We start from the raw sequence: 22,541 nt of genomic DNA on the forward strand, positions 1-22,541 counted from the left end.
GCGAACCCTGCCGGGTGCTGCTTTTACCCGTTGGGCACTTCTTTCACGCCTGAGGTGCAGTCAACCTGATGATTTCTTCTTCGACATCGCGCAGCTGGTCTTTGCCGAAGTACATTTCGTCGTTAACAAAGAAAGTCGGTGAGCCAAATGCTCCTCGGTCAAAAGCTTCCTGGGTATTGTCGATCAGCCGCTGCTTGACCTCCGGGACGTCGATCCGCTGTGCAAATCCTTTGCCGTCCAGACCGGCCTTATCGAGTGCCGCGGAAAGCACGACAGGGTCGCCCATGTCGAGCTCGTCTTCCCACATGAACCGATACACAGACGTCACGTACAGGTCGAACGTTCCGTCCAGCTGGGCTGCAACGGCTCCGCGCATCAGCTTTAGAGTATTGATCGGAAAATATGGGTTGTATCGGTACTCCGTGATCCCATATCGGGCGACAAACCTGGCAGTTTCGAGTTTGCCGAACTGCGGTTTGTTCTTGATATGGGAAAAGGCGTCTGCGGGCGATTGATTCCCTGTCAGCTTGAATAGTCCGCCGAGCAGAATAGGCACGTACCGGAACACCACTTCCTGGCGCGCCTCGATATGCGGAATCACCTTGTGGCTGAGGTACGCATTTGGACTGCCGAAGTCAAAAAGAAAATCAACCTGGATCTTACTCACGTTGTCTCCCGTCATATCGTTCAACATGCACTATATTGTGCATATGCACTCGAAAACAGTCATTGCGACTGGAATTCGCAATGATCAATCAACCACTAAACGACAGCCACCCATGCGAAAAGTGACCGTCCTGGCACCATCATCGTGTCGAAAAGGCAGCGATGCCACCGCGCACATATTTTTTCAGCTATGGCATCTTGCCGAGATTTTCCTCAATGCTTTTGACCATAGTTATCAACTTCGAAGCGAAGTGCATCAACTGATCTTTTGGGAACGCTTGTGCAGCTCCTGCAACGCTCATGACCATAACCGGCAGCCCCCTCCCCGGATTGAATGGGACGGCAATACCGTGCACGCCCTTCACCCAGTCTCCGAGAGAAGAGCAACATCCCGTCGCTTCATACTCGTCCACCGCTCGTACGATACCCGCGCTTATCTTAGGCCAGGCTGCATCGTCCAGCTCGCGAATTCGTTCCATCAGATCCGAACGTTCGGGCGCGGGCAATCCGGCCAGCAAGGCCCGGCCTGCGGCCGTGGTGCCTAAAGGTATGCGCGACCCGACGTCCAGGCTAAGTGTGACGATAGAACTGCCCCTGCAACATTCCAGGTACAGCATCGAAAGCCGGTCGCGAGTTGACAGCGCAACGATGGCCTCAGTCTCTGCGGCAAGCAACTGCATGAACGGACGGGCGACCTGGCGCACGTCGAGTTTTGCCAGCATTGCGCTGCCCAATGCAACCGTTGCTGTCCCGAGGCGATATTTACCGCTGTTCGGCACCAGATGAAGATAGCCCAGCTTGGTCAGCGTGTACGTCAGTCTCGTAACGGTTGAACGCGGCAGCCCGCATTTTTGTGCGATCTCGTGATTTGCCAGAAAGTTATTGCCCGTCTTAAAGCAGCTCAATACCTCAAGGCCGCGAGCGAGGGCCGTAACAAAATGACGATCGGACGCGCCATCAGATCCTGATTCCTCGTCCGCTGCGTCATCGTCCACGCGATCGCCTTCTGCAGTGTTCATATTCAATTTTATCTCCGGCCGATCGCCGTTCGTAGAGGATTGTCACGATTGCTGCGTCGCACAACACACTTTGCAGCAGCCCGGGCACCCTGGTCGGCGCCGCGAGCCGCGACACGATACCACGCGTCTAGTACGAAGAAGCGGCCTTGTCAGCTTCACTGTCAGCCACCAGGATGCGTCGCGCGGCGCTCCGCGCTTCGCAACACGTCAAGCTCGCGGAGATTGCCTTTTAGCACTTTCCCAGTCGGCGCGGCAGGGAGCTTCTCTATCACGTGAATTTCCGCTGGCACCTTGTACGGTGCAAGTTGCTGCCGAACCCATCTGTCCAGATCGTCGGTGTCAACGTAGACATTGGCTTCGGGCTCTACGTAAGCAATAACCTGTTCGTTTCCTTCGGCGGGGCGGCCAATGACTGCGGATTGAACCACGCCCGGATAGGAATTTATCGCCTGCTCGACTTCAACTGGAAAAACGTTGAATCCTGAGCGGATGATCAATTCGCGGGTACGGCCCATGATGAAGACACCGCCGTCCTCGCCCTGTCTAGCGAGGTCGCGGGTATTGAACCAACCATCCTGAATCGACTCTGCCGTCAGGTCCGATGCGCGGTAATAGCCTTTCATTACATTGGGTCCGCGCACCCACAGTTCGCCAACTTCGCCACGGGCAACATCGCGGCCGTCACTTCCCATCATACGAACCTCGACGCCCGGTACCGGTGGTCCAACGGAACAGTCGTTCCGCGGGGCGGACAGCAACAGTGTCTGGCAAATGGTCGGTGAGGTTTCTGTCAGCCCGTAGCTGTTTTGCAGGGTTGTCTGCATGGCCGCCTCGATCTGCGCTTTGAGCTCTGGAGTAAGAGGCGATCCTGCCGCACCGACTGAACGTAGCTGATGGCGACTTATATCTACGCCATTCGCGCGCGACCATTCAAGCAACTTCGAAAACATCGCAGGAACACCGACGAAGACCGTCGCGCCGCGCTTCAGTATCGCGTCGGCCAGCGCCTCCGCCGAGTAGCGCGACTCGATGAACAACTTGCTACCGCAAGCAAGCGCCCCCAGAAGTTGCGATGAGAGTCCCACCACATGCGCCATGGGCAAGACGCCATACACCGTATCTTGCGGCGACAGGAGCCTGACGGATCGCGCAACCTCCGATATGAATAAGAGGTTTGAGTGCGTCAACATGACACCCTTCGGGCTGCCTGAGGTGCCGGATGTGTAAATCATCACCGCGACCTGTTCCGCGGGATCGGTGTGTGTTTGCTCTGCTACAGCCGGCTCGTTCAGCGGCCCGATATTTAGACGGCCTGTCAGCGGCCAGAATTCTTCCTTTGCTCCAACCCGCCGGGCATGCGCCCCGGCTTCAAGAGAAACGTCAGGCGTATAGATGACACGCCTCGCACCCGAATGCTCAGCGAATGTATCGATCTCCCGGGGTGACAGACGCGCATTGACCACGACAGCCCACGCATCAAGCCGGCTCAGCGCCAGCAGGAGCACGCCTACCGCGACGCAGTTCTCGCAAACAACGAGTACGCGATCACCCGGTCGCACGCCGAGCTCGCCCAAGCGTTGCGCAGCCCCTTCGACTGCCTCATGCAGCTGCCTGTAAGTAAGACTGGCAGTCCGGTCGATCAAGGCGGGCGCATCCGGACTCGCGCTGACCCATGGGTCGATCACATTGTGAATGCGCCGTAGCGGGCGCCCGTTCAGCAGGACAGTCATCCGGTGTCTCCGAGTCACTTTTGTATCGCTCTGCGGTCTACTATACTGCATAGCAGTTCAACCAAGCAAATTTTGTCGCTTCATCAGCACACAAAATCTTTGACTTTCTCAGAATGCGTTCCGATAATGGATTGCAATGCAGTTCGTCATTCTGCATTGCGGTTCAATATCGGGAGACATGATGGCAACATCCAAAAAGGCTGTGGTGGTGATCGGGGCCGGCGACGCGACCGGCGGAGCAATCGCACGTCGTTTTGCGCGCGAGGGTTACATCGCGTGCGTGACCCGCCGACATCCGGAGAAACTCACACCCCTTGTCGAACAGATTCGCTCGGAGGGCGGTGAGGCGTACGCCTTCGGGTCAGACGCACGAAAAGAAGAGGCGATGGTTTCCCTGTTTGAGGAAATCGAAGCGAACATTGCTCCAGTCGAAGCCGCAATTTTCAACATCGGCGCGAACGTCAAATTCGACATTACGGACACCACTGCTCGCGTGTATCAGAAAGTTTGGGAGATGGCGTGTTTTGCCGGCTTCCTGATGGGCCGGGAAGCGGCAAAAGTGATGTTGCCCCGTGAAAGAGGATCCATTTTCTTCACTGGCGCCACTGCGAGTTTGCGCGGCCGAGCCGGTTACGCAGCGTTTTCTGGCGCGAAGCACGCGTTGCGCGCGTTGGCCCAGTCGATGGCCAAGGAATTGGCACCTAAAGGATTACATGTTGCACAGTTGATTGTCGACGGCGCCATCGACACGGAATTCATTCGCGAGAGCTTCCCCGATCGTTACAAACTCAAGGAAGTCGACGGCATTGTCAATCCCGAACATATTGCCGACACCTACTGGATGCTGCATCAACAGCCACGCGATGCGTGGACCCATGAACTCGACATTCGGCCCTGGATGGAATCGTGGTGAGCGCATCGGAGCCTGACTTGCGCGGCGATTTGCCAATCCGCCACCTTCCTCAACGCCCCTGACCAATCCTTAATCCGGCGGCTGAATGGATCAGTCCTCGTCGCAGCGATCAGCAGTCCACCTCTGAACGCACTGAGCATCCGGGTCCGTGCAGAGCTTCTGGATGCCATCCGGTTCGCGGAGACCAACCCTCCGTAAGGGCGGTTCTCCGCTTCTCGTCCAGCTAGCAGATCAAGGACCAGGCTTCTCCTGCTTGAACGATTAAAGACCTACTTCCTTCTGAAGAAATATATATGCGTGAAGCCGTTATTGTTTCCACCGCCCGAACTCCGCTTGCAAAATCTCACCGTGGAGAATTCAACCGGACACATGGGCCGACCCTTGCTGCATGGGCCGTTCGAGCAGCCGTAGACCGCTCAGGCGTCGACCCGTCCCTGATCGAAGACACCATTCTCGGCTGCGGGTATCCAGAGGGCATCACCGGGCGCAATGTAGCCCGCCAGACTGTCGTGCGGGCAGGCCTTCCTCTGTCCATTGCTGGGACAACCATAAACCGCTTTTGCGCCTCGGGACTTCAGGCAATCGGCACGGCGGCCGCACGTATTGTCGTAGATGGCGCACAAGCGGTTATCGCCGGAGGCGTAGAAAGCATAACTGGAATCCAGACTCGCGAAGACGCCGACAAACACCTCGATCCATGGATCGCGGAGCATAAGCCTGATCTCTACATGGCGATGATCGATACGGGTGACGTCGTCGCAAAGCGCTACGGCATCAGCCGCGAAGCGCAAGACCGATTCTCCCTCGCAAGCCAGCAGAAGACTATGCGGGCTCAGGCTGAAGGCAGATACAAGGAAGAGATCATCGCCGTTACCACCACGATGGCGGTCAAGGATAAAAACACAGGCGTCGTCACGCTGAAAGAAGTCACGATCGACGAAGACACATGCAACCGGCCTGACACCACGTTCGAAGGCCTTTCGCGGCTCGAGCCGGTAAAAGGCCCGGACCGATTCGTGACAGCCGGGAACTCCTCTCAACTATCTGACGGTGCGTCCGCGTGTGTACTGATGAACGCGAAGGATGCCGAACGGGCAAACGTCGATCCCCTCGGTGCGTTCAGAGGTATGGTTGTCGCCGGCTGCGAGCCTGATGAGATGGGCATCGGACCCACGTTGGCCGTGCCGAAGCTGCTTGATCGACACAATCTCAAGGTCGATGACATAGGACTTTGGGAACTGAACGAGGCATTCGCATCACAGGCGATTTATTGCCAGGAAAAACTCGGCATCCCAGCTGAGCGCCTCAATGTCGATGGAGGTGCAATTGCCCTCGGCCATCCATTCGGAATGACAGGTGCACGCCTGGCCGGCCATGTTCTCCTTGAAGGACGCAGACGCGGCGTGAAATATGCCGTAGTCACAATGTGTATTGCCGGTGGCATGGGTGCGGCGGCGCTCTTTGAGATCTTTTGAGGGGCCCGAGCAAATGGACCTCGAATTTAGCGCAGAGGAAAACCGCTTCCGCTCTGACGTGCAAGCTTTCTTGCAAAGCAGTTTGCCTGCACACATATCAAACAAGGTACGCAACGGAATTAGACTGACTCGTGCCGATCTCCACGATTGGCATTGCATCCTGAATGCCAAAGGCTGGCTGGCCGCTCACTGGCCCATCGAATACGGGGGCACCGGGTGGACACCTACCGAGAAATACATCTTCGAGACCGAATGCGCGCTTGCTGGTGCGCCTCGCATCGTCCCATTTGGGGTGAACATGCTCGCACCAGTTGTCATCAAGTACGGGACGGAACAGCAAAAACACCGTTGGCTGCCCAGGATACTCGACGGATCCGATTGGTGGTGCCAAGGCTATTCTGAGCCGGGGTCCGGCTCTGATCTGGCGTCGGTCCGGACAAGCGCAGTACGCCAGATCGACTCTCGGGGCGAACACTATGTCGTCAACGGGCAAAAGACATGGACCACGCTTGGACACTATGCCAACAAGATCTTTTGCCTCGTTCGAACTTGCTCGGAAGTCCGCAAGCAGGAGGGAATCAGTTTCCTGCTGATCGATATGGAGTCGGAAGGCGTAGATGTCCGCCCCATTATCACTCTTGATGGTGAACACGAGGTCAATGAGGTGTTCTTCAGTGACGTAAGAGTGCCTGCCGAAAACCTCATTGGAGAAGAAGACAAAGGCTGGACATACGCCAAGTATCTGCTCACCTACGAGCGAACCAATATCGCGGGTGTCGGCCTGTCCGTCGCCCTGCTCGATCGGCTCAAACGGATTGCCAAAAGCCAGACTCTCCGAGGACGTCCCCTCATCGAAGATCCGTATTTCGCTGCTCGTGTCGCGCGTGTCGAGATTGAACTTGAAAACATGAAGACCACCAATCTTCGCGTCATTGCCGCTGCGACGTCCGGCGGTGCCCCGGGAGCGGAAAGCTCGATGCTCAAAATCAAAAGCACCGAGATACGACAGGAGATCTCTTCGCTGATGCGCAGAGCGTTGGGACCGTATGCGCTCCCCTATATCGAGGAGGCACTGCACGGCGATGACGTTTTGGGTGTCGGTCCTGCAGGAACCTCTTCCGTCACCCCGCTATACCTGAACAATCGGAAGCTCTCGATCTATGGCGGTTCGAATGAGATTCAAAAGAACATTATTTCCAGATCCATTCTTGGTCTCTGAGGAAGATCAGGATGAAATTTGAGCATGATGATTGATCATCAACTCGGCGACGAAAGCCATCATCTCCCAAGAACATTGCGCTTGAGGGAAGTGGTTGAGTTCGACGCCAGTTATCAAACAAATTGCCGCGGCGTGCAACCAATATAACAAGTCCGTCGCTGGCACAAGACGGTTGATCAGCAGAAGTAGGCCGACATACGCCAAAAGGGCGATTACCAGAGGCAGAAAGGAGACATCCATGCAGCAGATCCTAATAGACGCAATACGGAAAAGTGGAGACTATCGGGCGCTTGTAAGAGCCAAGCGCCGCTTTAGCTTCACTTTTGCCGGACTGATGACACTGACTTATTACGGATTCATCGTTCTCGTGGCCGCTGCGCCTCGCTTTTTGGCACGGCCGATCTACCACGGCGCTTCCACCAGCATCGGCATCGTTGCCGGTGTAATCGTCATTGTGACTGCTGTCAGTCTGACCGGATGGTACGCGCTTGTCGTGACCCGCGTCCTCGACCCCAGTATGAAACGCGTCTTGCAGAAATCCGGCGGAGCGCACGCAGAATGAAACCGACATTACACATTCCGCTTCTCGCTCTCTGTGTTCCAGCTTGCGTTCAGGCCGCCGAGGGGAACGCTTCCGCTGTCCACGGAGCGACGCTGAACCCTATCGCCATTTCGATGTTCTTCCTGTTCGTATGTGTGACTCTCGCAATTACACGTTGGGCCGCCCGTCGAAATACATCGACGCGCGCTTTCTATACAGGCGCCGGCAACATTACCGGGCTACAGAATGGGCTCGCGATGGCGGGCGACTTCATGTCCGCTGCGTCCTTCCTGGGCCTTTCCGGCATGGTTTTCGCGTTTGGCCTTGATGGCCTTATCTACGCCATCAGTTTTCTTGTCGGATGGCCATTCCTCATGTTTCTGCTCGCCGAACCGCTGAGAAACCTAGGCAAGTTCACCTTTGTGGACGTGGTCGCACACCGGTTGCAACAGGTTCCAATACGGTTGCTTACCTCGTGTACTTCGCTCGTAGTCGTCGTCTTTTTTCTGATCGTGCAGATGGTCGGCGCGGGCAAGCTAATCGAGTTGCTTTTTCATCTACCGTACTGGATTGCCGAAGTGATCGTCGGCATATTGATGGTCACGTACGTTTCATTTGGAGGGATGACCGCAACTACATGGGTACAGATAATCAAGGCTGGCCTCCTTCTTTTTGGCGTAACGTTCATGGCGGTAGCCTCTCTTGCTCAATTTGGTTTCAGTCCAGAGGCGATGTTCACCGCGGCGATTCACGCCCATCCGCACTCGGAAGCGATCATGGGGCCAGGACACCTCATGCACGAGCCACTAAACGCACTATCGCTCGGCATAGCCGGCATGCTCGGTCCAGCGGGATTTCCTCATATCCTGATGCGTTTCTTCACCGTTCGTGACGCGGCAGAAGCAAGAAAGTCGGTATTCTTCGCGACGGGCTTTATTGGATATTTTTACCTTCTCACCTTTGTCATCGGTTTTTCTGCGATCGCCCTTCTCTCCCAACATCCAGAATTCTTCAAAATTGGTTCGACCGGTCAGTTTCTGCTCACCCGAGACCTTATCGGGGGAACAAACATGGTCGCCGTTAACCTTGCCAAGGCGGTCGGAGGAAGTGTCTTTTACGGCTTCATTGCCGCTGTGACTTTTGCGACCATACTCGCCGTGGTAGCGGGTCTGACATTGGCCGGCGCGGCAACCGTGTCGCACGATCTATATTCTTCGTGCATAGCTCGCGGGAAACAGTCCGATCGCCGGGAGATGCAGATATCTCGCATATCAACTGTCGCACTAACGATGGTCGCAGTAGGCTTGGGCATTCCTTTTGAGCACGTGAATGTCGCGTTTATCGTCAGCATGGGAGCAGCGATTGCCGCCAGCGCCAATTGCCCCGTTCTTCTCTGTTCAATATTCTGGCGAGGCACAACCACGCTAGGCGCCGTGCTTGGCGGCCTACTCGGCCTTGTCTCGGCCGTGGTTTTGACAATCCTGTCCAAACCGGTATGGGTTGATGTCATGCAACATGCCACCGCGCCCATCAGTCTAGACAATCCTTCTCTTTTTTCCGTGCCGCTCGCCTTCGCAGGCATATTTGTCTTCTCGAAGCTCGACCGCACTGCCCGCGCCAAAAAGGAAATTGCCGCCTTCGACGCGCAGGAGTTCATCTCCCAGACAGGCATTTCACCTATGGAGGCCACCAGTCACTGATGTAGCGCAAGACGCTGTGCAGGCCAGCGCCTGTACGGCGCCTCGCTAACAGTGACCCATCTCAGCGTGCATTGGGGCCTATCCATGACGCCTCGCGGCCGAACTTAAACGTGGTTGCGGGCGTCGCCAGTGTCGCGAAGAACCCATCGGTTTGCCTGTCTGACTGCCGACTTGCTCTTGGCCGCTATATGCCAGCGATGCTGGACATGACTGTTGCTCCGCGAGCGCGCCAAACACCAGTCGCTCCTTCAACCTCGCGAAGTGCCGCAGCCGCGTTGATGTCAAGTTTCAGTTGACGGCTCGTTGACTTTCACAAATGCGCTTCAAATGCGAATAGGTTTATACTTCGCATGCGAACGTTTAAGCGCGATGGCGTTCCAGAGGAGGCACCTCTCGACGCCGCGAATTTTGGCAGGCAAGTTGACGACCCCAGAATTCAAAGTTGAGCTATCAGGTAGTGGTGCACCGGCCGTCACATGGAACGACTTGCAAGCGCCGAAGCGAAAGAACCCTTCACGGCGTTTGCGCAGAAGCGCCGGCCGGATTTCACGAAAGTCGTTCGACAGTAGGACGGTACGGATTGCGAACGCGCGGACAACCATCGTGTTGGCGCTCGTTTGAACAAAATCAGGAGAGGAAAGGATGAATCCGTTGGAAATGAGCGGTCTTGAATTGCTGCGCGCCGCCGTGTCAGGCGACTTGCCGCGGTCTTCGATGGCGGAGACGATTCCCATGTGGTTCACAGAGGTCGACCCTGGATATGTGAAGATGACAGCGCGCGCCGGCAGCCAGCATCTGAATCCACTTGGCGGCGTGCACGGCGGCTTCGCCGCAACCGTACTCGATTCCGTGACGGGTTGCGCCGTGCACTCGATCTTGGAGGCCGGCGTCGGTTACGGCACGATCGACCTGCAAGTGAAAATGCTGCGGCCTGTGCCGCGCGATCAGGACGTCGTGACGGAAGGCCGCACGGTCCACGTCTCGAGGAACATCGCAACCTCGGAAGGTACGTTGAAATCCCTCGACGGGAAACTTCTCGCGACGGCAACGGCGACTTGCTTTTTGAAGAGAGGTTGAACCGGTGACTGATCACCGAACTGCGATCCAAACGCTCGTGCCGTAGCCACAAAAGCATTCGCAACGTCCGCCGTCGTATCCCCGGGCACCGGTAATCAGTCGCGTTTCCAGTCATACGAAACGTGGCGCGGCTCGCGTGTGCGAGCCGCGAAAGCATGCTTCGCGGTTGTCCGCGCGAACGGTGTTCAGTGATCGACTGCCTTCGCCGACAGCATGCCCGTCTGCCCATAAAATTCCTGCAGCGCAAACGCTTGCCGCTCTCGCTGCGCACGCGCGCCGCGATCCAGCATCGAGAAGACCCAGATGCCCGCGAACGCGAGCGGCACCGAAATCAGTGCGGGGTTGTCGAGGGACACCAGCGCATGTGCCCGATGCAGCACGTCGACCCATACTGATTTCGAAAACAGTGTCAGCAGCACTGCGGAAGTCAGCCCGAGACTGCCGCCCACCACCGCGCCGCAGGTCGTCATGCCGCGCCAGAAAATCGACGACACCAGCACCGGAAAATTCGCACTTGCAGCGACGGCCGCCACGAGACCGACCAGGAACGCCACATTGACGTGCTCGAAGAGAATGCCAAGTCCGATCGCGACGACGCTCAGTATCAGTGTCGCGAGACGTGACATGCGCATTTCGTGAGCTTCGTTGACTTTACCGCGCGCGAGCCAGCATGCGTAAAGATCGTGTGAAACCGTGGTCGCCCCGGAGAGCGTAAGGCCCGCGACCACCGCCAGGATCGTCGCGAACGTCACGGCGGCGATGAAGCCGTAGAAGAGGTTGCCGCCCACCGCCTGCGCCAGCTTGACGGCAACCATGTTCGAGCCGCCGACGAGGTCGCGCGTGAGATTGAAATGCCCGTCGACGGCAGCCTTGAAGAACTCGGGATGCTGCGCAAGCAGTGCGATCGCGGAGAAGCCAATCACGAAGGTCAGCAGATAGAAATACCCGATAAGCCCGGTGGCGACGAACACGGACTTGCGCGCCTCCTTCGCGCTGGGCACTGTGAAGAAGCGCATCAGGATATGGGGGAACCCTGCGGTGCCGAACATCAGCGCGATGCCAAGCGAAAGTGCGTTGAGCGGATCCTTCAGCAGTTTGCCGGGGCCCATGATGCTGAGTGAGCCGGGATGGACGTCGACCGCGCGTCGAAACATCTCGTCGGGATTGAAGCCAAATTGCGCGAGCGCGGTGACGGCCATGAACGTCGCGCCGCATAGCAGGAGCACGGCTTTGATGATCTGCACCCAGGTGGTCGCCGTCATGCCCCCAAAGAACACGTAGATCACCATCAGCACGCCGACGACGACTTCCGCGATCCAGTACTGCAACCCGAACAACAACTGGATCAGCTTGCCCGCACCGACCATCTGCACGACCAGATAGAAGACCACGACGACGAGCGACGTGCTGGCAGTCAGGAGGCGAATCGGTGCCTGCTCGAACCGGTAGGCGACCACGTCGACGAACGTAAACTTACCGAGATTGCGCAAGGGCTCGGCGAGCAGGAACATCACAAACGGCCAGCCGACCAGAAAACCGATCGAATAGATCAGGCCATCGAATCCGAACACGAACACCATGCCGGAGAGGCCCAGGAACGAGGCTGCGGACATGTAGTCCCCGGCAATGGCGAGCCCGTTCTGAAAGCCGGAGATGCCGCCACCCGCGCTGTAGAAGTCCTTTGTCGTGCGGGTCCTGCGCGACGCCCAGCGCGTAATGCCGAGCGTGACAAGTACGAATAAGAGGAACATGCCGATTGCGACGGGATTCAGCTCGACATGATCCGGCACCGGGCCTTCGACGGAGGAGGCGTGAGCGAGCGCGGCCATGGAGGCAAGGCTCGCACAGGAGAGGAAGCGAACGAGTTTCATCAATGGCTCTCCTTCCCTGCACTGGCGAGAAGCGCGCTCATTGAAGGATCGAGTGTGCGGTTCGCGCGCAGCACGTACCAGCCGGTCATTCCAACCGCGATCAGGATGATGCCGACGCCCACGACGATGCCGATACTCGTCGTGGCTCCGGCATACAGCGGATGGGCCAGCACTTGAGGTGCGAGGGCGACGAACAGGATAAAGCCGTAGTACGTGATGATCATCAGCGCTGTCAACGTGAAGCTGAAACGGCGACGTGACGTGATGAGCCGCTGGTACGCGGGGCTCGCCTTGATTGAATCGATGTGGACATGCTGCATGGGTTGTCTCCTGCCTGTTGTCTGCTGACGTCTTTGACGACGAATGGAATGAGCTTCGGTAGCTCGATGCAACTGCTTGACGGGCTGCTTTCAACAGCGCTTGTTATGGATGGGGGACGGTGTTCGGCTGGCGAGGGGAATATCGCCTCGCGCCGCGTGACTGCATGACTGCATGACTGACGCCGGCACGACACGTGCGGCGTCCATGAACCCGATCAGGCGATCGCTACCCGCGCCAGCGCCTGCCGCATGTCACTCTCGAAGCGGCGGACGATGTCGGCAAGCGGTTCGATACGGTCGACGAACGCGAGCGACTGCCCGGCAGAAAGCAGCCCCTTCGACCAGTCGCCCGTGACGTATGCGTTGCGGCCGAGCTTGCCGGCAACCATCGGCATCAGGTCCTGAATGGTCGCATTCGGGTTCTGTGCCTCGATCTCCTTCACAACGGCCGTCGTCTCGTTGCGCAGCGTGCGCACGGTATTGCGCAGGGACTGCATGCACAATTCCGTGTCGGTCGGCCCGGCTTCCACCAGCCGCCGCTTGTAATCGGCATGTGCCCAGATCTCCTCGGCCACGGCGAAGCGCGTGCCGACGATTACGCCTGAAGCGCCCATCGCGAGCGCCGCGGCGAGTTGCGAGCCGCGGCCGATGCCGCCACCGATGAGGTAAGGAATGTCCAGGTGGCTTTCGGCCCACGCGGCGTTGACGAACGATCCCACCATGTCGAGTCCCGGATGTCCGCCGCATTCGGCTCCGACGATCGCGACGGCATCGACGCCGATCGAGGCCGCCTTGACTGCGAACCGTACTGCCGGAACCTTGTGGAGCACCTTGATGCCGGCCTGCCTCAGCAGCGGCATGAATGCCTCCGGACTGCGCCCGGAAGTTTCGACGAACTTAACGCCCTCTTCGACGATGAGCTCGAACACTTCCAGCGTCTTCTCGCCCGGGACGAGCTTCGGCAGCATCGAAACGTTGACGCCGAACGGGCCGCCTTCGCACAGGTCGCGACAGCGCCGGATCTCCGCGCGCAGTGCGCGCGGCTCCGGAAAGCTCGCGGCCGTGATGAAGCCGATGATGCCGGCGCGCGACGCGGCGGCGACATAGTCCGCATCGGCGAGCCACATCAGGCCGCCGGCGACGATGGGCAGGCGTGTACCGAACAGTCTGGTGACGCCATTGGAAAAAGCGATCTGGCTCATGCAACGATCCCCTAAGAAGTCAGGCCCAATGCAGCGTCAGACGACGCCGTCGGCCTTCAGTTGTGAAAGTCGTTCGTGGGACAGTCCGAGCAACGACTGGAGAACATCGTTCGTGCCTTCCCCGAGTTGCGGCGGAGCGTTTCTCACAGGCAGGCGCGCGCCGTCGAAGCGATAAGGCGGAGCGAGCACGGGCGTGCTGCCGGCCTCGGGATGCGCGTAACTCGTCACAAGCCCGGCCTCTGCCGCGCGCGTTGAGGTGAGCGCATCGTGAAGGCCGGCAACTTCGCCACAGGGAATGCAGGCTTGCGTCAGGTGCTCGAGCAGATCCTGGCGTTTTCTTTTGCCGATCTCGCGCTTGAGTTCGGGCGCGAGCACCTCGCGGTTGGCCGTGCGGGAGATATTCGTGCGGAAACGCTCGTCTTCGAAAAGATCGGGGCGTTCGATCACCTCGCGGCAGAAGCGCTCGTACTGCCGATTGTTGCCGACCGCGATGACGAGCGGCCCATCTTCTGCGTCGAATACGCCGTAGGGCATGATCGAAGGATGCGAATTGCCGTAGCGCGGCGGGTCCTCACCCATGATCAGCGCCTCCAGGCCGTAGTACGCGGTGATCATCAGGCCGCAGTCGAAGAGCGCCATTTCGATGTGCCGTCCCTTGCCGGTTTTCTGGCGCTCGTAGAGCGCGGCGAGCACCGCCTGGGCGGAGTACATCCCGGTGAACAGGTCGACGGCGGCCACACCGAACTTGAGCGGCGGCCGATCGGCTTCCCCGTTGAGCGCCATCAACCCAGCCTCGCCCTGAATGACGAGATCGTAGCCGGGACGTGCCGCTTCCGGTCCGCGGCGATCGTAGCCGGAGATCGAACAATAGATGAGATCTTCGTGTCCTTCCTTGAGCTGGTCATAGCCAAGGCCGAGCTTTTCCGCACCGCCGAACTTGAAGTTCTGGATCACGACATCGCTTTGCTGTGCCAGTTCGCAGGCGATCTGCTGGCCCTCGGCGGTTTGCAGGTCGAGACACACCGAGCGCTTGTTGCGGTTGACACTATTGAAGTAAGCCGTCTCGGTCGTGCCGACGCGCACTCCCCAGTCGCGCGTGTCGTCACCGCGCTTTGGATGCTCGACCTTGATGATTTCGGCGCCGAGATCGCCGAGCACCATGGCGCACCAGGGTCCGGCAAGCACGCGGGACAGATCCAGAACGCGAACGCCGGCGAGCGGGAGAGAACAATTCAGGTTCGACATGGCAAATCCGGAGTGAAAAGGGATGATGACGAGCGCGCCACGTCTATTGGGAAGGCACGGCCCGCGCGCGACGCAACGCCGGGAAATCAGCGGGGCGTTTGTCGAAGAAGGCGTCAATGCCTTCAGCAGCCTCGTCGTCACCGAGCGACTCCGCCATGTACTGGGCTTCAAGGTCCAGTTGCGCTTCGAGCGTGTTCTCACCGGCGTGGCGGCACAGGCTCTTGATCCGGGCGGCCGCGCGTTCGGGGCCGGCCGCAACCGACTGTGCCATGGCGATGGCCTCCGTGAGTGCTCTGCCTGGCTCGACGAGGCGATTCACAACGCCGAGCGTCTGCATGCGTTCGCCCGTGACAGGCCTGCCCGTTAGGCACAATTCGGTCAGCAGTTGCCGGGAGACGAACCCGGACAGAAACGCGGTCGCGCCGCCATCGGGCGAAAGGCCGACCTTGATGTACGCCACCGAGAACGACGCATTGCGCGCGGCGACCAGCATGTCACACGCCAGTGCGATCGACAGGCCCGCGCCGGCCGCCGCTCCCTCGACTGCCGCGATCACAGGCTTGCTGCAGTCGCGAATGGCGCGAATCATGTCGTGCATGCCTTCGATGCCCGCGCGCCGTTCGGGCGGCGTCATGGCGCGCCGCTGCGCGAGGCGTTTCAGATCGCCGCCTGCGCAGAAAGCTCCACCCACACCCGTCAGTACGACTGCGCCGACATCGGGATCGCGCTGCGCCTGTTCGAGCGCAGCCGGTAGCGCCGTGTACACCTCGGGCGTGAGCGCGTTGCGCGCGGCCGGGTTGTTCAACGACAGCAGTTGCACCGCGCCGTCGCGATGCACAAGGACAGGTTCATTCATGGCGCTCACTCCTTCCCAGTGTGATATAGCGTTCGAGATGGTGATCTTCGTCGCCGAGCTGATGATCGATCATCACAAGGCGCTTCGCGTAGTGCGCAAGCGGCAGCTCCCACGTCATGCCGATGCCGCCGTGCATCTGGATGCATTCCTCGGCAACGCGAGTGCCGATGTGCCCGATCGTGTACTTCGCCGCTGACAGCGCGCGTTCGCGCTCAACGCGGCCCGCGCCAAGCGCGGCGGCGGCGTTGATGACGGCGGAGCGGGCCTGCTCGATTTCCAGCAGCAGGTCAGCCATGCGGTGCTGCAGCGCCTGGAAGCTGCCGATCGCGACGCCGAACTGCTTGTGCGTGCGCAGATACTCGAGCGTGTGGTCTTTCGCGACATCCATCGCGCCCACGGCCTCCGCGCATAACGCCAGCACGCCGGCGCCGATGCAGAATTCGAGCCTCGCGAATGCCGTGTCCCGTTCGCCGAGCAACGCGTCGTCGGGGAGGCACACTTCGTTCAGACAGATTTCGGCGGCCCGTCCGCCGTCGATCTTCCGATAGCCGCGCACATCGAGGCCCACCGTCTCGCGCGGAACGACAAAGAGCGAGATTCCCGCTTCGGCGTCTGCCACACCGCTCGTACGCGCCGAGACGAGGAAGAAGTCGGCCTCCGCGCCCTGCTGCACGACGGTCTTGGCCCCCGTCAGCACCCAGCCGTTCGAGCCACGCACGGCGCGCGTCGACACCTTCGTCAGTTCGTAGTGCGAGCCGGGTTCGTCATGTGCGAGCGCCGCCACGGCACGCCCCTCGACCAGACTCGCGATGAGCGCCTTCTGCGCCTCGCTGCCTGTATGGGCAAGCGCGTGTCCGACCACCAGCGCACCGAGGAACGGCTCGACCACGAGTCCCCGCCCGAGGCTCTCAAACACGACGGCGATATCGAAGCCATCGCCGCCATATCCACCGTCGGTCTCCTTGAAAAGCGCGCCGACGATGCCCAGTTCCGCGAAACGGACCCACAGTTCGCGGCTGAAACCCGAGTCGCTGTGCGCGAGCGTGTCACGCGTAGCGAAGCCATACTGCTCGCTCACGAAGCGGTTCAGCGTATCCGCCAGCATGCGGCGGTCTTCGGTATGCTGGAAATTCATCGCGATCCTCTTACAGTCCCAGGATCATCTTCGAGATGATGTTCTTCTGGATTTCGTTGGAGCCGCCGAAGATCGACAGCTTGCGGTTGTTGAAATAGAGCGTGGCTGCGCTCGCGGCTTCCTCGGGACCGACGCTTGCCTCGTCATAGCCCTCGTGCAGCGCGTCTTCGATGAAGGGCTGCGCATACGGTCCCACCGCGCGACGCATCAGCGACGAGATCTCCTGGCGGATCTCGGTGCCGCGAATCTTGAGCATCGAGCTTTCCGCACCCGGCACGCCGCCGCCCGCCACCGCGGCGATCACACGCAGATTGGTCGTCTTCATGTTTTCGAGGTCGACCTCGACGCGAGCGAGGCGCGCCGCAAACAATGGATCGTCGGCAAGCGGTGCGCCATTGCGCGTGACCTTTCCCGCGACCCGGCGCAATCGCGCCAGCGCCGCGACCGAGAAGCCGACGCCCGCGATGTTCGTGCGCTCATAGGTCAGCAGATATTTCGCGACCGTCCAGCCCTTGTTCTCCTCACCGACGAGATTGGCCGCCGGCACACGCACATCGGTGAAGAACACCTCGTTGATCTCGTGCTCGCCTTCGAGCGTGATGATCGGACGCACCTCGACGCCCGGTGCGTTCATGTCCACGAGCAGAAAGCTGATGCCCTCCTGTTTGCGCACATCGGATGCCGTGCGCACGAGGCAGAAGATCATGTTCGCGTGCTGACCGAGCGTGGTCCACGTCTTCTGGCCGTTGACGATGTAGTGCTCGCCTTGCGCATCGATGCCGCGCACCGCAGTCGTCTTTACGGACGCGAGGTCCGAACCCGAACCCGGTTCGGAATAGCCCTGGCACCACCAGTCGGAGCCATCGAGTATGCGCGGCAGCCAGTAGCGCTGCTGCGCTTCGCTGCCATACCTGATGAGCACGGGTCCGAGCATGTTCACGCCGAACGGCAAGATGCGCGGTGCGGCCGCCAGCGCGCATTCGTTCTCGAAGATGAACTTCTGCACGGCGTTCCAGCCTGGACCGCCATACTGTTCCGGCCAGTGACTCGCGAACCAGCCCTGTTCGTTCAGGATCGCGTGCCATTCTTCCATGTCGCTACGCGTGAGGCGCCAGCCGCTGCGAACCTTGTCGGAGAGCCTCGCCGGCAGTTTTTCCTTCAGAAAGCGCACGACGCGCTCGCGAAAGGCTTCCTCCTCGGGGGTGAAGTTCAGATCCATGACCTCGTGTCTCTCAATAGATTTCGAAAAGCCCCGCGGCACCCATGCCGCCGGCCATGCACATCGTGACGACGGCATACTTCACGCCGCGCCGCCGTCCTTCGATGAGGACGTGTCCCGCGAGACGCGAGCCGGTCATGCCGAACGGATGCCCGATGGAAATCGCGCCGCCGTTCACGTTCAGACGCTCGGCCGGAATCTCGAGACGCCGCTGGCAATAGAGCGCCTGCGATGCGAACGCTTCGTTGAGCTCCCACAGGCCAATGTCGTTCACCGTGAGCCCATGACGCGCGAGCAGCTTCGGCACGGCGAGCACCGGACCGATGCCCATTTCATCCGGCTCGCAGCCCGCCACCGCCAGACCGCGAAACGCGCCGAGCGGAGCGAGGTTCGCGCGTTCGGCGGCCTTCGCTTCCATCATCACGCAGGCAGAAGCGCCATCGGCGTTCTGCGACGAGTTGCCCGCCGTGATGTACTTTTCCGGGCCCTTGACAGGCGCAAGCTTCGCGAGCGCCTCATACGTCGTACCGGGGCGATTGCAGGTGTCGGCCGAGACCGTCACCTCTCGCTGGCTGACGGCGCCCGTCTCCTTGTCGGTCACGGCCATCGCGGTCGTGACCGGCACGATCTCGTCGGCGTAGCGGCCGGCGAGCTGTGCTTGCGCGGTGCGCCGCTGGCTTTCCACCGAAAAACGGTCCTGCTCTTCCCGGCTGATCCCGTAGCGCTGAGCCACGATGTCGGCGGTGTCGATCATCGTCATGTAGAGCGACGGCTTGTGTTCCACGATCCATGGGTCGAGCCCGCTCACACCGTCTTCGCGGGTACGGATGCCGGAGATGCTTTCGACGCCGCCGGCGATCATCGCCGGTGCACCGTCGGCGACGATGCGGCCGGCGGCCATCGCGATTGCCTGAAGCCCGGAAGCGCAGAAGCGGTTCACGGTGGTGCCCGCGATCGACAGCGGCAACCCCGCGCGGATCACGGTCTGGCGTGCGATGTTGCGGCCGGTCGTACCTTCCGGATAGCCGCAGCCAAGGATCGCGTCCTCGATCAGTTGCGGGTCGATGCCCGAGCGTTCGACGGCGGCGCGCACGGCAAACGATGCGAGCGTGGGGCCGGGTGTGATGTTGAATTCGCCGCGATGCGCCTTGGTCAGCGGCGTGCGTGCGGTGGAAACAATGACAGCTTCGCGCATGGTCTGAATCCTGAATTTGAAACGGGTATTTGACGGGTTGAGCGGATCAGGCGGAACGATCGAGGCTCGCCAGTGTGGCGCGGCGCTTGACGAGATCGACGATGAGCGGCGACGGTTGCCAGAAGACCGGGTCGTGTTGCTTGAACTCGCGGATGTCGGCGCCGCCGATGAAGGTGCGCCTCGCGTCGATCAGCAATACGGCTTGCCTGAGCGCGACGCCGGTCGCTTTGAGGGTCATTGCCCTTGTCTCCATGTAATTCGTGTTGGGTCATTGTGAAACGCAGCAACTGCATTGACAATCCAACTGGCAATTGACGAACTGTTAACTGAAAATTGACGGTGTAGCGCCGGCAAGACTTAGCCAGTGAAAGCTCGATATTGACGATACGTGGCGGGGGATGGCGGGTTCGGATGACCCGAGCGCGGAACAGGAGAAATGCCCTGTTTTAGGCCCTGTTTTCAGGCCCAGGTTTGCGCGAGTGAGACGATTTCGGCTCGCAGATAGTCGATCAGGGCCTGCGTCGCCGGCGACGGAAAACGATTGGGGAGCGTCACGATATACAGCGTGTTCTGCAAGCCGGCGACGCGGTACTGCGGCAGGATCCGCAACAGTTCGCGGCACTTGGGCGCATACGGCACATAGGCCGGCAACAGCCCGACACCCATGCCCTGACTCACCGCTTCCGCCAGAAACGGATAGTCGGACGACTGCAGCGCAGGCTGCATCGTGATGGTGTGGACATCGGCGTCGTCCTGCCGGTGCGTGAGCGTCATCGTGACCCGCCGCTCTGGGTAAGGCGACGCGACCAGCGTCTGCGCTTCGAGATCCGCCGGACAGTCAATCGGACCATGCTTCTCGAGATAGCCGGCCGACGCATAGAGGTTCCAGTCAATCGAGCAGATGTTGCGCGCCACGCAGTCCAACGGTGGCGTCGCCGTGATCCTCAACGCGACGTCGACTTCCGCAGCGATCAGATCTTCGATCCGGTTGTTGAACGTGACATTGAGTGTGATGCTCGGATGCATCCGCGCGAATTCGAGCAGCTTCGATCCGATGAACATCCTGCCGAAGCCTGTCGGCACGCTGATGCGAACGCGACCGCTCAAGGTTCGCCCGAGGCTGTCAATCGACGCGCGAGCCGTGCTCAGGTCTTCCAGCATGCGCAGGCCACAGTCGTACAGCGTACGCCCGGCTTGCGTCAGTTCGAAATTCCGTGTCGAACGGCGCAGCAACTGCGCGCCCGTTTCGCGTTCCAACAGCTTGAGCCGCTGGCTGATGTTCGAGCGCGTCATACCAACCTTGCGCGCGGCGGCGCTGAGGCTATGCGATTCGACGATCTCGATGAACAAGCCGATCAGGTTCAGGTCCATGGTGCGTCGATTAACCAAAACTGGAGAATTCGGAACTCCGAAACGAGAAAGCGATCCTGCACTGCTACCTCCGCCCGAATTCACTATCGGCGCTGTTCACGTGAGCGAACCCCGCGCACTTGCTGACCTGGTGCCAGTCCGGACCTTGAGAAATCGCGCAATCGCGAACCGGATCGCCTGATCGAAGCTGGCTTCGGTGGCGAGATGACGATTGTCGATTGATACGAGCCAACCTCGCGCAGAATTGCACCAGCGGATGCGACGCTCGTCGTAGAGACTGGAGAACATCCGCCACAGGTCAGCATCTTCCTGATTCGCGGACGCTGCGGCCATGAGCCGGCGCAACTCGAAGTTTGTCATTGCATTCACGACCACCTCGCTCGTGCACGTGGCCACGCTTACAGGCGCTCGATTGCGATCGCAATTCCCTGCCCGACCCCGATGCACATGGTGCAAAGTGCAAAGCGTCCCTGCGTACGCTGCAGCTGATACATCGCCGTCGTGACCAGTCGCGCACCGCTCATGCCGAGCGGATGGCCCAACGCAATGGCGCCGCCGTTCGCATTGACGCGTGCATCGTCATCCGCGACACCCAGCGCGCGCAACACCGCGAGGCCTTGCGACGCGAACGCTTCGTTCAGTTCGATCACATCGAATTGGTTGATGCTCATGTTCAGGCGCATGAGCAACTTTTGCGTCGCGGGCGCAGGGCCGATACCCATCACGCGCGGATCGACGCCGGCCGTCGCCATGCCCAGCACACGCGCGCGCGGTGTCAGGCCATAGCGCTTCGCGGTCTCTTCGCTTGCCAGCAGCAAGGCCGCCGCGCCATCGTTGACGCCGGACGCGTTGCCTGCTGTCACCGTGCCGTCAGGACGCACGACGCCCTTTAGCTTTGCCAGCGTCTCGAGACTCGTTTCGCGCGGATGCTCGTCCTTGGAGACGACGATCGCATCGCCCTTCTTTTGCGGAATCGTCACCGAAACGATTTCCTGAGCGAGCGTGCCGTTCTGCTGCGCACGCGCGGCCTTCTGCTGGCTGCGCAGCGCGAATGCATCCTGATCGGCGCGGCTGATGTTGTAGTCGGTTGCGACGTTTTCGCCCGTTTCCGGCATCGAATCGACGCCGTACATTTTCTTCATCAGCGGATTGATGAAACGCCAGCCGATGGTCGTGTCGTAGATGTCGGCCTGACGCGAAAACGCGCTCGTCGCCTTGCCCATCACGAAGGGCGCGCGGCTCATGCTTTCCACGCCGCCCGCCACCATCAGCCCGGCCTCGCCCGACTTGATCGCGCGCGCCGCAATGCCGATAGCGTCCATGCCCGAGCCGCACAGACGGTTCACCGTGGTGCCCGCCACCTCCTTGGGCAAGCCCGCCAGCAGCAGCGACATGCGCGCGACGTTGCGGTTATCCTCGCCCGCCTGGTTCGCGCAGCCGTAGATGACGTCGTCGATGGCGCTCCAATCGACTTCCTTGTTGCGCTCCATTAGCGCCTTGAGTGGCACCGCGCCCAGATCGTCGGCGCGCACCGACGACAGTGAACCCGCATAGCGGCCGATCGGCGTGCGAATCGCATCGCACAGAAGAGCCTCGCTCATACTGCCTTCTCCAATTTGAGGTTACAGGAGCTCCGTGGCTCCTTCAGTTTCAATCTTTTGCCAGCAAAAGTCCCGAATTGTTTCGCCGTTTTTCCCGCTGTACGCGAGTTTGAAGCGAGCTTGCTTCAGGTAGTTGCTACGAAATCTGGCACGACTGCAAACAGGTCTCCGACCAAGCCATAGTCT

Annotated in this window: 23 protein-coding genes; 6 read left to right on the plus strand and 17 right to left on the minus strand. The window is 60.0% G+C overall.

The genetic code is table 11. The features are described 5' to 3' along the window. Positions 1–43 precede the first annotated feature (43 nt). The 3 genes from P0D73_RS27360 to P0D73_RS27370 all read right to left on the minus strand — a co-directional run bounded on the left by P0D73_RS27360 (position 44) and on the right by P0D73_RS27370 (position 3,415). Complete coding sequence (locus P0D73_RS27360) at positions 44–667, minus strand: 2-hydroxychromene-2-carboxylate isomerase (protein WP_408182930.1); 624 nt, start codon at positions 665–667, stop codon at positions 44–46. A 187-nt stretch (positions 668–854) separates the two neighbouring features. Then, on the minus strand, positions 855–1,685 hold the full coding sequence (locus P0D73_RS27365; protein WP_408316270.1) for an IclR family transcriptional regulator: 831 nt from the start codon (positions 1,683–1,685) through the stop codon (positions 855–857). Positions 1,686–1,846: 161 nt separating this feature from the next. Continuing rightward, positions 1,847–3,415 carry a class I adenylate-forming enzyme family protein gene (locus tag P0D73_RS27370; protein WP_408316226.1) on the minus strand — a complete coding sequence of 523 codons (1,569 nt, stop codon included), beginning with the start codon at positions 3,413–3,415 and terminating at the stop codon, positions 1,847–1,849. Positions 3,416–3,593: 178 nt separating this feature from the next. Here P0D73_RS27370 and P0D73_RS27375 point away from each other — a divergent pair, with 178 nt between their 5' ends. The 3 genes from P0D73_RS27375 (at position 3,594) to P0D73_RS27385 (ending at position 7,022) form a co-directional block, all read left to right on the plus strand. After that, positions 3,594–4,328: an SDR family oxidoreductase gene (locus tag P0D73_RS27375; RefSeq protein ID WP_408316272.1), complete on the plus strand. Its 735-nt coding sequence runs from the start codon at positions 3,594–3,596 to the stop codon at positions 4,326–4,328. A gap of 293 nt (positions 4,329–4,621) precedes the next feature. Beyond that, complete coding sequence (locus P0D73_RS27380; RefSeq protein ID WP_408316228.1) at positions 4,622–5,803, plus strand: acetyl-CoA C-acyltransferase; 1,182 nt, start codon at positions 4,622–4,624, stop codon at positions 5,801–5,803. A gap of 13 nt (positions 5,804–5,816) precedes the next feature. Further along, positions 5,817–7,022 (plus strand): acyl-CoA dehydrogenase family protein, encoded by a 1,206-nt coding sequence (locus P0D73_RS27385; protein ID WP_408316230.1) that lies wholly within the window; start codon positions 5,817–5,819, stop codon positions 7,020–7,022. Between the two features lie 6 nt (positions 7,023–7,028). Here the strand turns inward: P0D73_RS27385 and P0D73_RS27390 are convergent, their stop codons facing one another. Then, a complete protein-coding gene (locus tag P0D73_RS27390; protein WP_408316231.1) occupies positions 7,029–7,262 on the minus strand; it encodes a hypothetical protein in 234 nt (77 codons plus the stop codon). Here P0D73_RS27390 and P0D73_RS27395 point away from each other — a divergent pair. Together P0D73_RS27395 and actP are read left to right on the plus strand one after the other, a co-directional pair. Continuing rightward, a complete protein-coding gene (locus P0D73_RS27395) occupies positions 7,261–7,584 on the plus strand; it encodes a DUF485 domain-containing protein (RefSeq protein ID WP_408316233.1) in 324 nt (107 codons plus the stop codon). The two genes, P0D73_RS27390 and P0D73_RS27395, sit on opposite strands and share 2 nt — an antisense overlap. Beyond that, a complete protein-coding gene (gene actP, locus P0D73_RS27400) occupies positions 7,581–9,263 on the plus strand; it encodes a cation/acetate symporter ActP (RefSeq protein WP_408316235.1) in 1,683 nt (560 codons plus the stop codon). Before P0D73_RS27395 ends, actP begins: the two co-directional genes overlap by 4 nt. Before the next feature lie 323 nt (positions 9,264–9,586). Here the strand turns inward: actP and P0D73_RS27405 are convergent, their stop codons facing one another. Continuing rightward, positions 9,587–9,997 (minus strand): hypothetical protein, encoded by a 411-nt coding sequence (locus P0D73_RS27405; protein WP_408316274.1) that lies wholly within the window; start codon positions 9,995–9,997, stop codon positions 9,587–9,589. Between P0D73_RS27405 and P0D73_RS27410 the strand changes: the two genes are divergently transcribed. Further along, positions 9,906–10,340, plus strand: coding sequence for a PaaI family thioesterase (locus P0D73_RS27410; RefSeq protein ID WP_408433501.1), 435 nt, complete (start codon positions 9,906–9,908; stop codon positions 10,338–10,340). The two genes, P0D73_RS27405 and P0D73_RS27410, sit on opposite strands and share 92 nt — an antisense overlap. Positions 10,341–10,525: 185 nt before the next feature. On the opposite strand, the gene P0D73_RS27415 is transcribed toward P0D73_RS27410, so the two are convergent. The 12 genes from P0D73_RS27415 to pcaF form a co-directional block, all read right to left on the minus strand. Continuing rightward, positions 10,526–12,211: a cation acetate symporter gene (locus P0D73_RS27415; protein WP_408316239.1), complete on the minus strand. Its 1,686-nt coding sequence runs from the start codon at positions 12,209–12,211 to the stop codon at positions 10,526–10,528. After that, complete coding sequence (locus P0D73_RS27420; protein WP_408316241.1) at positions 12,211–12,531, minus strand: DUF485 domain-containing protein; 321 nt, start codon at positions 12,529–12,531, stop codon at positions 12,211–12,213. Before P0D73_RS27420 ends, P0D73_RS27415 begins: the two co-directional genes overlap by 1 nt. 215 nt (positions 12,532–12,746) lie before the next feature. Then, on the minus strand, positions 12,747–13,733 hold the full coding sequence (locus P0D73_RS27425) for an NAD(P)H-dependent flavin oxidoreductase (RefSeq protein WP_408316243.1): 987 nt from the start codon (positions 13,731–13,733) through the stop codon (positions 12,747–12,749). Positions 13,734–13,769: 36 nt separating this feature from the next. Further along, complete coding sequence (locus P0D73_RS27430; protein ID WP_408179670.1) at positions 13,770–14,978, minus strand: CaiB/BaiF CoA transferase family protein; 1,209 nt, start codon at positions 14,976–14,978, stop codon at positions 13,770–13,772. Between the two features lie 43 nt (positions 14,979–15,021). Beyond that, complete coding sequence (locus P0D73_RS27435; RefSeq protein ID WP_408316245.1) at positions 15,022–15,834, minus strand: oxepin-CoA hydrolase, alternative type; 813 nt, start codon at positions 15,832–15,834, stop codon at positions 15,022–15,024. Further along, a complete protein-coding gene (locus P0D73_RS27440) occupies positions 15,827–16,969 on the minus strand; it encodes an acyl-CoA dehydrogenase family protein (RefSeq protein ID WP_408433504.1) in 1,143 nt (380 codons plus the stop codon). The genes P0D73_RS27435 and P0D73_RS27440 overlap by 8 nt, the downstream gene beginning before the upstream one ends. A gap of 10 nt (positions 16,970–16,979) precedes the next feature. Further along, positions 16,980–18,188 carry an acyl-CoA dehydrogenase family protein gene (locus P0D73_RS27445; protein WP_408316249.1) on the minus strand — a complete coding sequence of 403 codons (1,209 nt, stop codon included), beginning with the start codon at positions 18,186–18,188 and terminating at the stop codon, positions 16,980–16,982. A 13-nt stretch (positions 18,189–18,201) separates the two neighbouring features. Then, entirely contained in the window at positions 18,202–19,383 is a 1,182-nt protein-coding gene (locus P0D73_RS27450; protein WP_408316251.1) for an acetyl-CoA C-acyltransferase, read from the minus strand. Positions 19,384–19,429: 46 nt separating this feature from the next. Further along, a complete protein-coding gene (locus P0D73_RS27455) occupies positions 19,430–19,621 on the minus strand; it encodes a hypothetical protein (protein ID WP_408316253.1) in 192 nt (63 codons plus the stop codon). A gap of 221 nt (positions 19,622–19,842) precedes the next feature. Beyond that, complete coding sequence (locus P0D73_RS27460; protein ID WP_408316255.1) at positions 19,843–20,754, minus strand: LysR family transcriptional regulator; 912 nt, start codon at positions 20,752–20,754, stop codon at positions 19,843–19,845. A gap of 96 nt (positions 20,755–20,850) precedes the next feature. After that, a complete protein-coding gene (locus P0D73_RS27465) occupies positions 20,851–21,114 on the minus strand; it encodes a hypothetical protein (RefSeq protein ID WP_408179683.1) in 264 nt (87 codons plus the stop codon). 38 nt (positions 21,115–21,152) lie between these two features. Beyond that, the gene (gene pcaF / locus P0D73_RS27470; protein ID WP_408433507.1) at positions 21,153–22,355 is read right to left on the minus strand and encodes a 3-oxoadipyl-CoA thiolase; all 1,203 of its coding nucleotides are present in this window, start codon (positions 22,353–22,355) and stop codon (positions 21,153–21,155) included. Between the last annotated feature and the right edge of the window lie 186 nt (positions 22,356–22,541).

The sequence above is a fragment of the Paraburkholderia sp. RL18-101-BIB-B genome (assembly GCF_046026985.1).
Lineage (GTDB): Bacteria > Pseudomonadota > Gammaproteobacteria > Burkholderiales > Burkholderiaceae > Paraburkholderia.

Coding starts and splice junctions, on each gene's coding strand:
- P0D73_RS27415 (WP_408316239.1), bottom strand. CDS start 12,211: ATGAAACTCGTTCGCTTCCTCTCCTGTGCGAGCCTTGCCTCCATGGCC.
- pcaF (WP_408433507.1), bottom strand. CDS start 22,355: ATGAGCGAGGCTCTTCTGTGCGATGCGATTCGCACGCCGATCGGCCGC.
- P0D73_RS27465 (WP_408179683.1), bottom strand. CDS start 21,114: ATGACAAACTTCGAGTTGCGCCGGCTCATGGCCGCAGCGTCCGCGAAT.
- P0D73_RS27450 (WP_408316251.1), bottom strand. CDS start 19,383: ATGCGCGAAGCTGTCATTGTTTCCACCGCACGCACGCCGCTGACCAAG.
- P0D73_RS27435 (WP_408316245.1), bottom strand. CDS start 15,834: ATGAATGAACCTGTCCTTGTGCATCGCGACGGCGCGGTGCAACTGCTG.
- actP (WP_408316235.1), top strand. CDS start 7,581: ATGAAACCGACATTACACATTCCGCTTCTCGCTCTCTGTGTTCCAGCT.
- P0D73_RS27420 (WP_408316241.1), bottom strand. CDS start 12,531: ATGCAGCATGTCCACATCGATTCAATCAAGGCGAGCCCCGCGTACCAG.
- P0D73_RS27390 (WP_408316231.1), bottom strand. CDS start 7,262: ATGGATGTCTCCTTTCTGCCTCTGGTAATCGCCCTTTTGGCGTATGTC.
- P0D73_RS27455 (WP_408316253.1), bottom strand. CDS start 19,621: ATGACCCTCAAAGCGACCGGCGTCGCGCTCAGGCAAGCCGTATTGCTG.
- P0D73_RS27370 (WP_408316226.1), bottom strand. CDS start 3,415: ATGACTGTCCTGCTGAACGGGCGCCCGCTACGGCGCATTCACAATGTG.
- P0D73_RS27380 (WP_408316228.1), top strand. CDS start 4,622: ATGCGTGAAGCCGTTATTGTTTCCACCGCCCGAACTCCGCTTGCAAAA.
- P0D73_RS27410 (WP_408433501.1), top strand. CDS start 9,906: ATGAATCCGTTGGAAATGAGCGGTCTTGAATTGCTGCGCGCCGCCGTG.
- P0D73_RS27365 (WP_408316270.1), bottom strand. CDS start 1,685: ATGAACACTGCAGAAGGCGATCGCGTGGACGATGACGCAGCGGACGAG.
- P0D73_RS27460 (WP_408316255.1), bottom strand. CDS start 20,754: ATGGACCTGAACCTGATCGGCTTGTTCATCGAGATCGTCGAATCGCAT.
- P0D73_RS27445 (WP_408316249.1), bottom strand. CDS start 18,188: ATGGATCTGAACTTCACCCCCGAGGAGGAAGCCTTTCGCGAGCGCGTC.
- P0D73_RS27425 (WP_408316243.1), bottom strand. CDS start 13,733: ATGAGCCAGATCGCTTTTTCCAATGGCGTCACCAGACTGTTCGGTACA.
- P0D73_RS27375 (WP_408316272.1), top strand. CDS start 3,594: ATGATGGCAACATCCAAAAAGGCTGTGGTGGTGATCGGGGCCGGCGAC.
- P0D73_RS27430 (WP_408179670.1), bottom strand. CDS start 14,978: ATGTCGAACCTGAATTGTTCTCTCCCGCTCGCCGGCGTTCGCGTTCTG.
- P0D73_RS27440 (WP_408433504.1), bottom strand. CDS start 16,969: ATGAATTTCCAGCATACCGAAGACCGCCGCATGCTGGCGGATACGCTG.
- P0D73_RS27395 (WP_408316233.1), top strand. CDS start 7,261: ATGCAGCAGATCCTAATAGACGCAATACGGAAAAGTGGAGACTATCGG.
- P0D73_RS27405 (WP_408316274.1), bottom strand. CDS start 9,997: ATGGGAATCGTCTCCGCCATCGAAGACCGCGGCAAGTCGCCTGACACG.
- P0D73_RS27385 (WP_408316230.1), top strand. CDS start 5,817: ATGGACCTCGAATTTAGCGCAGAGGAAAACCGCTTCCGCTCTGACGTG.